The sequence below is a fragment of the Anabaena sp. CCY 9613 genome, assembly GCF_963920895.1.
Lineage (GTDB): Bacteria > Cyanobacteriota > Cyanobacteriia > Cyanobacteriales > Nostocaceae > Cyanocohniella.
Genome location: NZ_CAWUDE010000003.1, coordinates 156,924 through 170,537 on the forward strand (window position 1 = coordinate 156,924; position 13,614 = coordinate 170,537).

The following is a 13,614-nucleotide window of genomic DNA, read 5'->3' on the forward strand; positions in this document are numbered from 1 at the left end:
TTAGCTTTCCAACACAAAGTTTTGATCTCAAAAAACGATTAATGCTAACTCATATTAAAACAAATGCCTAAAGTCCAGGTGAACGGAATCGATTTATTTTACGACATCAAAGGAACAGGAGAGCCGTTACTATTAATTGCTGGCTTCTTATGTGATCATTCCTATTGGTCGTTAATCATGCCTGCACTCGTTTCCCAATATCAAGTAATTCGCTTAGATAATCGCGGGATGGGGCGAAGTTCTGCCCCCGACAATCCTTATAGTATTCAGCAGATGGCAAATGATGTGGCCGCATTACTGGATCACATCGGTATTGACAGCGTAAACGTAGTAGGTCATTCAATGGGTGGTCAAATTGCCCAAGAACTAGTAATAGCCAACCCCGAAAAAGTCAAAAGCCTGATTTTACTATCTTCCTTAGCCAAGGGTGATGCACGATTTAATAGTGTCATCGAGACATGGGGCGACTTACCCCAGAGTATAGATTTGCAACTGTATGAAAAAGTTGTCTTACCCTGGATATTTAGCGACGACTTCTATGCTATTCCTGCTATGGTGGAACAACTGATTGAGTGGGCAGTTAATTATCCCTTTTCCCCAGCGCCTCATACACTGTATTATCATAGTCGGGCTATCCTTGCCAGTGATACAAAAGACCGCCTGCAAAACATTCACTGTCCCACTCTGATTTTAGTTGGCAGACAAGACATTCTCACCCCAGTCAAGTTTTCTCAGCAACTCGCTCAAGGTATTGCCAAAGCTGAACTAGTAGTGATTGACCGTGGTGGTCATGGCTTTTTAATTGAGTCATCAGACACAGTAACTTCAGTAATGCTCAAATTTTTAGCACAGTTGCCATCTCGGATGAACTAAAATTACTGGTGTTCAGATAAACTCACGACCAACTTGAACAAGCTAGCTCAAATATCCGCACCAGAATTAGTGGCATATGATATAGGTAGGCATTGGTCACCCGATTCAGTTTCAAGGATACCAATATTAAAATGACAGACTTTAGAGAAATCCCAGAGTGGGAAAAAGCCCATGAACTGACAGTTGCAGTCTATGAAATTACTAAAAACTTTCCCGAAGAGGAATTACTGGGACTGACACAACAAATTAGGTTAGCTTGTGCGGCCATTCCCATTAAAATAGCTCAGGGATGCGATCGCGATGACTACGAAGACCAACTAGATTTTTTGGAAATGGCCAGGGATGCAGTCATTGAAGTGGAATATTACCTGCTGCTTTGCTATGAGTTGCATATGCTGGAATCGGCTGACTACGATCGCCTGATTAGGGATGTAGTAGAAGTGAAGGAATTGCTAGCATCTTATATTGACAAGCAAAGTCACAATTTTTAAGCAAGATTCTGTGGTTCTAAAACTTCTCCCCGAACACTTGCAAATTATCTGCACCCATGCTGAAAGCACTTACCCCGAAGAATGCTGCGGACTAATTCTTGGTGAGCTAGCTAGCGGGGGTAAAACCGTCATAGAAGTAATATCTACAGAAAATGCCTGGAAGAGTCAAGCAGATAATTTTCCAGGTGACTATACAGTAAATAGTACCAGACGGCGATATGCCATTGCCCCCCAAATCATGTTACAAGCACAAAAACAAGCACGCGATCGCTCACTGAATATTATCGGTATTTATCACTCCCACCCCGATAATTCCGCTACACCTTCAGAATGCGATCGCCTCTATGCTTGGCCAGAATACTCGTATATAATAGTTTCCGTTCAAAACGGCAAAGCTAGTCAACTCCAAAGCTGGAGTCTTGATGATAGTCACCAGTTTCAAGCAGAGACAATTGAAAACATAATTTAATTCAACTACGGATATCGTTTTTCGATAGGATCAATATTCCTTGCTGATCTACCATAACTGCTATGCTCAATCCCAATCTGGATGAAATCCAGTTGACTAAAGACGATTACGAACGCTATTCCCGCCATCTGATTTTGCCAGAAGTGGGACTAGAAGGACAAAAGCGCCTAAAATCGGCCAGTGTATTATGTATTGGGACTGGTGGACTCGGTTCACCATTACTTTTATATCTAGCCGCCGCCGGTATTGGCCGCATTGGTATTGTTGACTTCGATGTCGTCGATACTTCCAATCTCCAACGCCAAGTAATTCACGGTACATCCTGGGTAGGTAAACCCAAGATTGAATCAGCAAAACACCGCATTCACGAAATTAATCCCTATTGTCAGGTTGATTTGTACGAAACTCGCCTGAGTTCAGAAAATGCCCTAGATATCATCAAGCCTTACGATATCGTCGTGGATGGGACTGATAACTTCCCTACCAGATATCTCGTCAACGATGCTTGTGTCTTACTGAATAAGCCTAACGTTTACGGCTCCATTTTTCGTTTTGAAGGACAAGCCACAGTCTTTAACTATGAAGGTGGGCCCAACTATCGTGACTTGTACCCAGAACCACCACCACCAGGAATGGTTCCTTCTTGTGCAGAAGGTGGCGTATTAGGAATTTTACCAGGAATTATTGGATTGATCCAGGCGACAGAAACAGTGAAAATCGTCATGGGACAAGGTAACACCTTAAGTGGACGACTACTGTTGTACGATGCCTTAGCAATGAAATTCCGGGAATTAAAGCTGCGTCCTAATCCCATTCGCCCAGTTATTGAAAAACTGATAGACTACGAACAATTCTGCGGGATTCCGCAAGCTAAGGCAGAGGAGGCAAAACAGCAGATGGAAATGTCAGAAATGACCGTCAAGGAATTAAAGGAATTACTCGATAGCGGTGCAAAAGATTTTGTGCTGTTGGATGTCCGTAATCCTCATGAGTACGAAATTGCCAAAATTCCTGGTTCTGTACTTATACCCTTACCAGATATTGAAAATGGCGATGGTGTAGCCAAAGTCAAAGAAATACTCAATGGTCACCGCTTAATTGCTCATTGTAAGCTGGGCGGACGCTCTGCCAAAGCTTTGGGTATCCTCAAAGAAGCAGGTATTGAGGGGACTAATGTTAAAGGCGGAATTAATGCTTGGAGTAAAGAAGTAGATCCTTCAGTTCCAGAATATTAAACTGCTTTAAGGACGCAGAGGAACGTAGAGATTTTACTTTTATTCTCTACACTTTTGCGTCCATTGAACCTGCTACTAGAGGCAATAAATAATGATTCAAAGTTTAAGTAAACTAGTAACCTTTGAAGATTTTGCAGCGTGGCGGCCCGAGGGCGGAAGATACGAATTACATGATGGTGTGATTGTTGAAATGGCGCAACCAGTGGGAGATCATGAAGATATTGTTGGTTTTATAGCAAGAAAGTTAACAGTAGAATTTGACCGATTAAATTTACCTTATACGATCCCTAAAACTGCGCTAATTAAACCTTCTACTTCGGAATCTGCTTATTCCCCAGATATTTTATTACTCAATCGAACTAATTTAGTAAATGAGCCGCTATGGAAAAAAGAATCAACCGTAAGTCTTGCAGCATCAATCCCATTAGTAATAGAGGTTGTGAGTCTGAACTGGCGTGATGATTACTTCACTAAACTCGGACAGTACGAAGCTATTGGTATTTCAGAATACTGGATTGTAGATTATGCCGCGTTCGGTGGTAGAAAATTTATTGGCAATCCGAAACAACCGACTATATCTATTTATCAATTAATCGATGATGAATACCAAGTTACTCAATTTAGAGACAGCGATGCCTGCGGCGGTAAACAACGCATTGTATCGCCTACTTTTCCGGAATTGAATTTAACTGCCGAACAAATTTTTCAAGCTGGTGGTCTGCCAATGTAGCTACAACCCCACTTGACTGAATGTTAGTGTTAAAAATGTTTGTTACTCCAGAGAACGCAGCAACCTCTATTTCTAGGAAGCAACCAGTGGTATTTCAATGTGCCTTACCTGCACCCAAATATAATTCACCTACTTTGGGATCATGCAATAATTCTTGACCAGGCCCAGATATGGTATCGCGTCCAGACGATTGAGATAAAGTTTTTATATTTTTATGTCACTCAAAATATTTGAAATCATTACTTTTAACTTTGGAACATCCTCCTGAACTGCCTTCCAGATAATTTCTACATCTGTATTAAAATAATCGTGAATCAGTTTATCTCGCATTCCGGCAATATCTCTCCAAGGAATATTTAGGATATTGACTTCTCACCGACTCAGGTATTCGTTTCACAGCTTCGCCAATAATTTCGATAGCTCTGGAAACTGCGAAAATTTTTTCTAAGTTTTGAGAAAAAACTTCAAACTCAATAACTGCGGTAAATTGCTCTATGGCAGCAATGGCATCCAAAATATCTTGTAAGTAGTCCTCTAGTTGTCGCTTGGTCAAAGGTAAACCACCTCTGCCAAAATGCGCTCTCCAATGCGAGGCTTTAAACCGCCCTTATGTACTAAATCGACCTTAACTCCCAGGTTGTCACTGAGATAGTTCTCTAAATTGACAAACTTTAACAAGCTTGGTGTCTCAGAAAATTCTACTAGCAAATCCACATCACTGGTTTCTGTCTGCTCTTGCCGAATGTAAGAGCCGAAAATACCTAGCTCTCTGACTTTATAATGTTCCTGCAACACTGACTTGTGCTGTACCAGCCATTGCTTGATTTCTTCAAGAGTTTTCATACCCCCAATCTCCCTTTGGGTAAGCACACTGCATAACTTAGCTTACTCTGCTGTGGATGGGAAATGGAATAGAGTTTAATGCGCTTTACCTGCACCTAAATATAATTCACCTACTTTGGGATCATGCAATAATTCTTGACCAGGGCCAGAGATTGCATCGCGTCCCGACTCAAGTACATAACCACGATCAGCCATTTCTAAAGCTTTACGGGCGTTTTGTTCTACTAAGACAATGGCTGTACCTGTTTGGTTAATTTGTTTAATTTGCTCGAAGACTTGGGTGACTAAAATAGGAGATAAAGCCGCAGAAGGTTCATCTAATAGCAGTAAACTAGGTTCCAACATCAAAGCCTTACCCATTGCCAACATTTGGCGTTCCCCACCTGATAGAGTACCAGCACGTTGACGACGGCGATCGCTTAATCGGGGAAACATCGTAAATATCTGATCTTTTAAGGGTTTGAGGGCAACATTACGGACAAAAGCCCCCATTTCTAAATTTTCTTCTACACTTAAAGAAGGGAAAACATTAGCAATTTGTGGTACATAGCACATTCCCTTTCTGACAATTTGATTTGACTTTAGCCCGGCAATATTTTCACCTTTAAAAGTAATTGTGCCTGTATGGGGAGTCAACAGCCCAAAAATAGTTTTTGCTAAGGTAGATTTACCAGCACCGTTAGGGCCAATCACTGTGACTAATTCCCCTGGTGCTACATAAAAATTTACCCCTTGGAGAATATCTACATCTTTAATATATCCAGCATGGACATTTTCAACTTCTAGTAAATAGTCGTTATTCATTAGTAATTAGTCATTAAATAATAATTATGAGGTCAACAGTCAAGTTAAAAATAACTTCGAGACTGTTGACTAGCAAATTTTATGGTGTTTTTTGCAAATCAGGTCGTTCTTCTGGAACGATCGCATCTGCTACAGGACAAACTTGGATACATATACCACAATCGATGCAAGTAGCAAAGTCAATCCAATACCAATCGGTTCCCTTGACATTTTTACCAGGGCCTTCATGAATGCAAGCTACAGGACAAGCATCTACGCAGTCAGCTACACCTTCACAAACATCAGTAACAATAGTGTGTGGCATTTTCTCGATTCCCTATCTTTCGGATCAGCTATATCTAGCCTAGCAGGGAGATGAGGCAGAGAATGAGGCAGGGGAGTAGGGAGCAGGGAGCAGGGGGGAATTTTGTTCACCAACTAAGTCCCTAGTCCCCAGTCCCTACTTAAACCAATGATTCAATTGTGGGTGAACCATCAGATTTAATCCAAGCGATTTGAGCAATGCCGCGATCGCTTGCATATTGCCTAATGGCTTTTGCATCTCTGCCACCTAAATCCATTTCTACTCTTACTAAGTCTGTACAATCCCGCAGTTTTTGCGCGTAGGCAAAGGCCGCAGCTTCAGCATGTGGTGCTTCTGCTACTACTAACCAGTTGCTAGCTGGGGTTGCTTGTGGCAATTGCTGAGTAGATAAAAGAACTTGGTATAAATCTTCGATATTAAGTACAAAGCCAATTCCGGGAATATCTTCTCCTTGGGGATGATATAGTCCCAGTAGCTTGTCATAGCGACCACCACGCCCTAAAACTCGTGCTGGCGAGTTAGCATTGCTGACGACTTCAAAGACGATACCAGTGTAGTAGTCGATGGTTTGGATTAAGCTGAGGTCAAGAATTAACGGGATATCCCCTTCTGATTCTAATAACTCTACCAGAGATTTCAGGTTATTTACTACCTCTTGTTGCTCTGCATCTAAACCGAGGCTGCTAACTTTTTGCAAGACATCTGCACTAGAACCGCGCAAATCCATCATGATTCTGGCGCGATCGCGTAATTCATCACTCAAGGGTAAAGTATCTATGGCAATGCGGTCAAGATGGGCGATGGCACTACGAACTTTAGCTTGGAGATTTACCGGAAAGGCATCAAGGAGCGATCGCGTGATTCCCGCTTCCCCTAAAACTAAATGCCAATTCTGCAAACCGAGTGCCGCCAAACAATTAGCCGCCAACAGTAGCACTTCTGCATTAGAAAGCAATCCGCCTACACCTAACAACTCAACCCCGGCTTGATAAAACTCTTGCTGGCGATTGTGCCTGTTTTCCCAGGTGCGGCGGAAGACATTAGCATTGTAGTAAAGCCGTTGCGGATAACTGACATCTGCCATGCGTGTAGCCACGGCACGAGCAATAGAAGCTGTCAATTCTGGACGTAAGCCTAAGTCTTCATCTTCACCATTTTGCAATTGAATTACCATCTGGCGTTGAATTGCTTCCCCCGCCATCAGAGTATCCATGCGTTCTAACGTTGAGGTGATAATCCTGTGATATCCCCAACGGTGAAACACTTGCTGTAACCTGTCTTCAATCCAGCGTTTTTGAGCCACGTCTAAAGGTAATAAATCTCTAGCTCCCGCTGCTGGTTGATACACCATTATTTTTTCTTCCCACCAAACAAACCACCAAACAAACCCCCACCTCCAGACTTATCTGGTTGTTTAGTTCCATCATGAGGAGGTGAAGTAACTTTCGAGCCACTGGATTGTTGCCCCAAAGCCTTTTCTATTTTAGGTTTCCATGTCAACGCTGTTTCATCTTTGGGGTCTAATTTGAGAGCATTATCAAAATGAACTTTGGCCAGCTTCAGTAAATTTTGCTTCAAATACACCAAGGCAATCAAACTATGACAACGACTATTCTTAGGTTCTAGCTTCAAAGCATCCTGTAACTCAACCTTGGCTTGAGCCAGTTGGTTTTTGTCAATTAAACTTTGAGCGCGGCGGACATACTGTTCAACTGCTGAATCTTCCTTTGGGGGTGGTGGGGGTGGTGGGGCTGTATTTGTCCTGGCTGTACCTGAACTACTTGGGGGTTTAGCCGATGACGGTGGCGCAGTGGCAACTTTGCCAGCACTCCGCATTAAGTAAACTAAATTCAACTCGCTGATTTGAGCAATCACAGAAATTGATTGCTGCAACGATTCGTATTGAGTCGCGGCAATTTTAGCGATCGCACTTTTATACAAATGATCAATATCCGGTGCAGTAGCTAGCTGTTTAGCCACATCGCTACTCCATTCCACCGCAGTAGATTCTTGTACCAGGCGTTTACCTATTTGGGACAAAATTATGATGTATTCTGTGCGACTGCGTTCTGCTGAAAGTTTTTCATAAGCTGGGTTAACCAACTTTGATAAAAGTTCGTTAGCTAGCTGTTTTTCTTCTGGTGAAGTAATAGCCGTGCTATCAGGGTGTAAGCGGCGGGCGATTTGCAGATAACGTTTACGTACATCTTTCACCTGTGCGTCAACAGGAACACACAGAATTGCGTGATGATCTATGAAATCATATTTAAACAATCCACGATCTATTTTTAAAGTCATAGAGCGGTTTTGCACCCAAAGGAGCCATTAGATTTTTTCTAGTTTACTTCCCTTAATTGGTGATCTGTAAGTAGCAAATTTGGGGATTGGGAAACTCGGCCCCCCTACGGTGTAAGTAGAACGACTTGAAAAAACCAAACTATGTAAAGTAATGTAAAAGAAAATTGCATTTGTTTCGTAGTAAGGACTTCAGTCCTTATTAGAGGACTAAAGTCCTCACCCTACGGGTGATGCCGACCGATGCCGCAGGCTGTACGTTAGTCGCTCATGGGGGAAACCCCCCGCCGTTCGCCTTTGGCGTCTCCCCTTGGGAGAAGGATGCCCGAAGGGCTGTAGACCTCGCTAACTCACTACAGACCTTTAATTATTTACACCATTCTACTTACACACATCTTTGTGCTGTGTACACCGTAGCCGGGGATAAGGGGTAATAGGGCAGGGTTGTTCTATTCCATCTCTTAGGGATTTTTGGGAATTGCGTCAACGATATACAATGGGTGTAAAAATACCGCAACAGTAGCGAAAAGTTTCCGTGAGTAACTCTAATCCGCAGTCACAACCACATAAGGTAACCCCTGATTCTAACTCTGTGCAAAGTTACCTCAATATCTTGCAAGGGGTTATTGCGCGGATGGCAACTAACAGTGCCAGCTGTAAAACTTGGTGTATTTCTCTGGTTTCGGCAATTTTAGTGGTATTGGCAGATAAAAATAAGCCTAATTATGCTTGGATATCGCTCATTCCCATAGTGTTGTTCTTTTTACTCGATTCATATTATTTGGGACAAGAACGCAGCTTTCGTGAGATATATAACAATTTTGTGAAAGAGTTACATTCAGGTGAAATTACAATAGATAAACTTTTTATTCTTAAGCCACCAAAAGGCATGAATGTTGTTAATTTATTATTTACCTCTAGTCTTTCTTTTTCTGTTTATCCATTTTATTTAACTTTGTTAATAACTGTGATTATTGCTAGATATTTAGTTCTATAGATAGGGCGCATCCTAGCTTTTTTTAAATTAAAAAATAATACTCAACCTACGTAAATCTTGATTTTTAGCCTTAAATGAACGATATTGATTTGTAAAATAATATTATTTTGTCTTTAGATATTAAATGATATGTCAGATCAGACTCCGCCAAAGGTCTTTATTAGTTATAGTTGGGACTCGCCTGAACATCAAAAACGCGTACTAGCATTATCGGATAAGCTACGTGAATGGGGAATTGACTGCAATCTTGATCGATATGAAACATCGCCTGCTGAAGGCTGGCCGCGCTGGATGGCAAAACAAATTGAGCAAGCAAATTTTGTTTTAGTAATATGTACTCTAACCTATAAACGTCGTTGCGAGGGTGAAGAAGAACCAGGTCGAGGAAATGGTGTGCGATGGGAAGGACATCTGACATATCAAGACCTTTACAATGCAGGGACATTAAATCGCAAGTTTATCCCTGTGTTACTCGAATCGGGTAAATTTGAGGATATTCCTAAACCCTTACAAGGAACTACTTATTATTTTGCTCATACTGACGAAGGCTATGAAAATCTTTATCGTCATCTGACCAATCAACCAGGATATCAAAAACCACGACTTGGCAAGCTAAGACCTCTGCCACATCATAACTCTACTTCCAATCCTCAGCCTGTTCCTCCAATTAAACCCCCACAACCCCCAATTGATTCTCAGTCAGAATTAGAAAAATTTGAGTTTGCCAAACTAACAATAGGGAGGGGCGATAAAATTCAGCGTCAGAACTATACAGGAAAAGCTGAAAAGTTTGTAGAAGATTTAGGTACTGGTGTCAAGCTAGAAATGGTGAAAATTCCTGGTGAAATCTTTCTCATGGGTGCTTCTCAAAATGAAGAAGGAAGCGGCGATGATGAACGTCCCCAACACCAAGTAAAAATTCCATCTTTTTTTATGGGGAAATATCTGATCACGCAAGCACAATGGGCAAGAGTAGCTGCATTTTTTCCGCGTGTTAAGCAAGAACTAGATCCTCGACCATCTTCTTTTAAAGGGGATGATAATCTTCCTGTAGAGAGCATTTCATGGTATGATGCAGTTGAGTTTTGCCAGAGGCTGTCTCAAAAAACACGTCGCAATTATCGACTACCCAGTGAGGCGGAATGGGAATATGCTTGTCGTGCAGGCACTGTCACACATTTTCATTTTGGTGATATAATTACAACTGAAGTGGCTAATTATGATGGTAACTACACTTATAGTAATAGCCCGAAAGGAGAATATCGGCAAAAAACAACGCCTGTAGGCAGCTTTCCTCCTAATGCCTTTGGTTTGTACGATATGAACGGAAATCTATGGGAATGGTGTCAAGATACTTGGCACAGTAGCTATGAAGGCGCGCCCGATGATGGAAGTGCCTGGGTTGATAATGATAATCAATTCCGGCTGCTGCGCGGTGGTTCGTGGATCAACAATCCTGTCTACTGTCGTTCTGCCTTTCGCAACAACTACCTCCCAGACTACGCGGGCAACAATGTCGGTTTTCGGGTTGTGTGTAGTAGTGTGGCTGCGAGGACTCTTTAGCCCTTTGTACTCTAGCCCTCTGCTCTTTGCTCTTGTTCCTCTTTGCCCTTTCCTAGCGTAGTGAAACGGAGCGATCAAATTTTTTTACCAATATACACTCTTGATACTCAAGATAACATATAAAATCTGTTAAGTAAACCAAACAGCAAAATTCCCTAAATATTTAATGGAAGAATTACCAATCATCCAAAAAACCTACGACTTGATTAAATGGTATGTACCAATTATTAATCGGTTGCCCAGGATTCATAAATTTACCTTGGGTGACAGAATGACCAATGAATTATATGATTTGTTGGAGGGTTTATTAACTGCTCGCTATCATCAAGAAAAACTCAATTTGTTAGAACCCCTTAAAACCATCATAGATATTTTAAAATATCAAACTAGAATATTATTCGATTTTAATTTAATTCCAGTTTATCGATATGAATATGCAAGTAAATTAATTAACGAAATTGGTCTAGATTTAGGTGGTTGGATTAAACAACAAAGCAATTACCAAAACCTGAGCAAAAATTAATAGAACTTACGCACTCGCTAGGAAAATTAAGGCTTTGAGATTGCTACTCTGCGAGAAACCGCTCCGCGTCTACCCTACGGTCGCAATGACAAAGATATGTTAGGTTTACGTAAGTCTTTTACTTTTCAAACAACCTCTTAAATGAAACGTTACGGTAATCTTTATCATCAAGTTATTAATTTTGAAAATCTTCTGATAGCTGCTAAAAAAGCCCAAAAGGGTAAAAGATTTCGGGAAAATGTTTTAAATTTTAATGATAATTTAGAAGCCGAATTAGCTCAATTACAAATAGAACTAACTAATCAAACTTATCAGCCTGGTGAATATAGAACCTTTTACATTAAAGAGCCAAAAATTCGCATGATTTCTGCTGCTCCCTACCGAGATAGAGTAGTACATCATGCTTTATGTAATATTATCGTACCTCTGATTGAACCCAGCTTTATCGGTGATTCTTATGCTAATCGCGTAGGGTTCGGTACTCATCGCGCCTTGCGGCGATTTACCAACTTTGCTCGTTCCAGTCGCTATGTACTTCAGTGCGATATCCAAAAATATTTTCCCAGCATTGACCACGAAATCCTCAAAACCTTGCTGCGTCATAAATTAAAATGTGCAGATACGCTGCGGTTAATAGATACGATGATTGATAACAGCAATGAACAGTTATTAGTAGCTGAATATTTTGCAGGGGATAATTTATTCACACCGCTACAAAGACGGCGGGGTTTACCGCTTGGCAATCTTACCAGCCAGTTTTTTGCTAATGTTTATTTAAATAGTTTTGACCATTTTGTCAAAGAACAACTCAAAGCTAGAAAATACCTGCGCTACGTCGATGACTTTGCTTTATTTTCTGATGATTGGAGTTTTTTAGCTGAAGCCCGTTTGCAAGTCATAGAATATTTATCTCAATTAAGGTTAAAAATTCATCCTGTCAAAAGTCAGTTATTTAAACTCAAACATGGTGCTAATTTCTTAGGTTTTCGTATTTTACCAGACTGCATCCGGGTACGCTCAGAAAACTTAAGAAGAGCAAAACGCCGACTCAAACAAATGCAAATTGACTATATACAGGGTAAGATTCATTCAGATTACGTAGCCCAATCGATGCAAAGTTGGTTTGCTCATTTAGAGCATGGCGACACTTGGCGGTTGCGTCAAAAGATATTTACTTCTCTTGCTTGGTCAAGAGGGTAGAGAAGGGATGGGCAATTCCGGCTGCTGCGCGGTGGTTCGTGGAACAACAATCCTGAAAACTGTCGTTCTGCCAATCGCAACAACAACAACCCAGACAACGCGAACAACAATATCGGTTTTCGGGTTGTGTGTAGTAGTGTGGCTGCGAGCGCTCTTTTGTACCAGAGTCGGCGGATGTGAATGCGTCGAGCGTGTCAAAAAAGAGTCCAGACCTGTTCCGGTGATATCAGTAATGGTATCCGAAAATCAACCTGAGTTGGGTAGCTTGGTAGGTGTTAAAGCCGAACAGTTGCCCAATTTTTAGCAAGTTTAAAAATTGTATCTGCGATCGCGTGCAGCAGTTCTTAAACTATTAAATTGCTATTTTGGGCAAATTGTTGGTATAAATTAGTATCAATTAGCCCTGCATCTTCCCTCTTCCTACTTTTCTTTCCAACTAGATAAGGGCGGAACTTCTATTAATTCTCGACTCAGTTTGTCGTGAATATTACCATTAGTAGCGAGGATTCTACCTGATTCCAACTTAAAGGAAGAACCATCATAGGCGGTGACTTTACCGCCGGCTTCTCGCAATAAAATTACACCAGCCACAACATCCCAAGGTGAAATTCCTCGTTCCCAGTAACCATCCACACGCCCACAAGCAACATAAGCTAAATCCAACGCAGCAGAACCGCTACGCCTCACGCCTTGGGTGAGATGGGTGAGATGACAAAATTCTGCATAATTGTTATCAGATGTTTCCCGACGGTCATAAGCAAATCCTGTTACCAGCAGACTTTTACTCAGTTCTGAGGTTTGGGAAACTTTGATGGGATGGCGATCGCGTGTTGCACCTAAGCCATTAGCCGCCCGAAATAACTCATTGTGAAAAGGGTCATAAATAACACCAACTTGCGGTACACCATTAATTAATAACCCAATAGAAACAGCAAAAGCGGGATATTGGTGAGCATAGTTAGTTGTGCCATCTAAAGGATCAATCGCCCAGAGATATTCATTATCTTGATTTCCCAGTTTGCCTGATTCTTCAGCCAAGATGGAATGTTGGGGAAAGTGACGACGCAAAACATCTAAAATCACCACCTCCGAGGCTTTATCCGCAGCAGTGACTAAATCACCAGGGCGACCCTTTTCGGTAATAGCATCTTCTAATTTACCCAAATACCCTTGCAAAACTGCACCCGCAGCCAATGCCGCTTCCGTCGCAATATCTAGAAAAATTTGTAGATTAGTCATGAGTTATTAGTCATTATTAAAAGACAACAGGTAACGGGAAATGGGGAA

18 protein-coding genes and 1 pseudogene are annotated in these 13,614 nt (G+C 41.4%); 10 read left to right on the forward strand and 9 right to left on the reverse strand.

The genetic code is table 11. From position 1 onward, the window contains the following. Positions 1-63: 63 nt before the first annotated feature. The 5 genes from ACM0OT_RS04415 (at position 64) to ACM0OT_RS04435 (ending at position 3,798) form a co-directional block, all read left to right on the forward strand. Positions 64-873, forward strand: a complete 810-nt coding sequence (locus ACM0OT_RS04415) for an alpha/beta fold hydrolase (protein ID WP_414563087.1) — start codon at positions 64-66, stop codon at positions 871-873. 131 nt (positions 874-1,004) lie between these two features. Then, positions 1,005-1,364: a four helix bundle protein gene (locus ACM0OT_RS04420; RefSeq protein WP_414544026.1), complete on the forward strand. Its 360-nt coding sequence runs from the start codon at positions 1,005-1,007 to the stop codon at positions 1,362-1,364. Between the two features lie 10 nt (positions 1,365-1,374). Next, positions 1,375-1,833 (forward strand): Mov34/MPN/PAD-1 family protein, encoded by a 459-nt coding sequence (locus ACM0OT_RS04425; RefSeq protein WP_414563089.1) that lies wholly within the window; start codon positions 1,375-1,377, stop codon positions 1,831-1,833. 62 nt (positions 1,834-1,895) lie between these two features. Next, positions 1,896-3,068 (forward strand): molybdopterin-synthase adenylyltransferase MoeB, encoded by a 1,173-nt coding sequence (moeB, locus tag ACM0OT_RS04430; RefSeq protein ID WP_414563090.1) that lies wholly within the window; start codon positions 1,896-1,898, stop codon positions 3,066-3,068. 91 nt (positions 3,069-3,159) lie between these two features. Then, positions 3,160-3,798, forward strand: a complete 639-nt coding sequence (locus ACM0OT_RS04435; protein WP_414563092.1) for a Uma2 family endonuclease — start codon at positions 3,160-3,162, stop codon at positions 3,796-3,798. A 94-nt stretch (positions 3,799-3,892) separates the two neighbouring features. Here the strand turns inward: ACM0OT_RS04435 and ACM0OT_RS04440 are convergent. The 8 genes and pseudogenes from ACM0OT_RS04440 to ACM0OT_RS04475 form a co-directional block, all read right to left on the reverse strand. Next, positions 3,893-3,985, reverse strand: a pseudogene (locus tag ACM0OT_RS04440) (ABC transporter ATP-binding protein); the annotation flags it as partial. Positions 3,986-4,002: 17 nt separating this feature from the next. After that, the gene (locus tag ACM0OT_RS04445; RefSeq protein WP_414563094.1) at positions 4,003-4,128 is read right to left on the reverse strand and encodes a DUF86 domain-containing protein; all 126 of its coding nucleotides are present in this window, start codon (positions 4,126-4,128) and stop codon (positions 4,003-4,005) included. After that, positions 4,118-4,351 (reverse strand): DUF86 domain-containing protein, encoded by a 234-nt coding sequence (locus ACM0OT_RS04450; RefSeq protein WP_414563096.1) that lies wholly within the window; start codon positions 4,349-4,351, stop codon positions 4,118-4,120. Before ACM0OT_RS04450 ends, ACM0OT_RS04445 begins: the two co-directional genes overlap by 11 nt. Next, the gene (locus ACM0OT_RS04455; RefSeq protein WP_414544022.1) at positions 4,348-4,641 is read right to left on the reverse strand and encodes a nucleotidyltransferase family protein; all 294 of its coding nucleotides are present in this window, start codon (positions 4,639-4,641) and stop codon (positions 4,348-4,350) included. Before ACM0OT_RS04455 ends, ACM0OT_RS04450 begins: the two co-directional genes overlap by 4 nt. Positions 4,642-4,716: 75 nt before the next feature. Then, positions 4,717-5,445, reverse strand: coding sequence for an ABC transporter ATP-binding protein (locus ACM0OT_RS04460; RefSeq protein ID WP_414563098.1), 729 nt, complete (start codon positions 5,443-5,445; stop codon positions 4,717-4,719). Positions 5,446-5,524: 79 nt separating this feature from the next. After that, positions 5,525-5,749: an indolepyruvate ferredoxin oxidoreductase subunit alpha gene (locus tag ACM0OT_RS04465; RefSeq protein ID WP_066380485.1), complete on the reverse strand. Its 225-nt coding sequence runs from the start codon at positions 5,747-5,749 to the stop codon at positions 5,525-5,527. 139 nt (positions 5,750-5,888) lie between these two features. Beyond that, positions 5,889-7,100, reverse strand: a complete 1,212-nt coding sequence (locus tag ACM0OT_RS04470) for an ATP phosphoribosyltransferase regulatory subunit (RefSeq protein ID WP_414563100.1) — start codon at positions 7,098-7,100, stop codon at positions 5,889-5,891. Further along, positions 7,100-8,047, reverse strand: a complete 948-nt coding sequence (locus ACM0OT_RS04475; protein WP_414563102.1) for a J domain-containing protein — start codon at positions 8,045-8,047, stop codon at positions 7,100-7,102. The genes ACM0OT_RS04470 and ACM0OT_RS04475 overlap by 1 nt, the downstream gene beginning before the upstream one ends. A 532-nt stretch (positions 8,048-8,579) precedes the next feature. On the opposite strand from ACM0OT_RS04475, the gene ACM0OT_RS04480 reads away from it, so the two are divergent. From ACM0OT_RS04480 to ACM0OT_RS04500, 5 genes are all read left to right on the forward strand, one after another. After that, a complete protein-coding gene (locus ACM0OT_RS04480; protein ID WP_414563104.1) occupies positions 8,580-9,041 on the forward strand; it encodes a hypothetical protein in 462 nt (153 codons plus the stop codon). A 129-nt stretch (positions 9,042-9,170) separates the two neighbouring features. After that, entirely contained in the window at positions 9,171-10,604 is a 1,434-nt protein-coding gene (locus tag ACM0OT_RS04485) for an SUMF1/EgtB/PvdO family nonheme iron enzyme (protein WP_414563105.1), read from the forward strand. Positions 10,605-10,770: 166 nt separating this feature from the next. Beyond that, a complete protein-coding gene (gene avd / locus ACM0OT_RS04490) occupies positions 10,771-11,127 on the forward strand; it encodes a diversity-generating retroelement protein Avd (RefSeq protein ID WP_414563107.1) in 357 nt (118 codons plus the stop codon). Between the two features lie 141 nt (positions 11,128-11,268). Then, positions 11,269-12,327: a reverse transcriptase domain-containing protein gene (locus ACM0OT_RS04495; RefSeq protein WP_414563108.1), complete on the forward strand. Its 1,059-nt coding sequence runs from the start codon at positions 11,269-11,271 to the stop codon at positions 12,325-12,327. A gap of 24 nt (positions 12,328-12,351) precedes the next feature. Then, positions 12,352-12,507 (forward strand): SUMF1/EgtB/PvdO family nonheme iron enzyme, encoded by a 156-nt coding sequence (locus tag ACM0OT_RS04500; RefSeq protein ID WP_414563413.1) that lies wholly within the window; start codon positions 12,352-12,354, stop codon positions 12,505-12,507. Between the two features lie 240 nt (positions 12,508-12,747). On the opposite strand, the gene ACM0OT_RS04505 is transcribed toward ACM0OT_RS04500, so the two are convergent. Further along, positions 12,748-13,566 (reverse strand): inositol monophosphatase family protein, encoded by an 819-nt coding sequence (locus ACM0OT_RS04505; RefSeq protein WP_414563109.1) that lies wholly within the window; start codon positions 13,564-13,566, stop codon positions 12,748-12,750. Positions 13,567-13,614 lie beyond the last annotated feature (48 nt).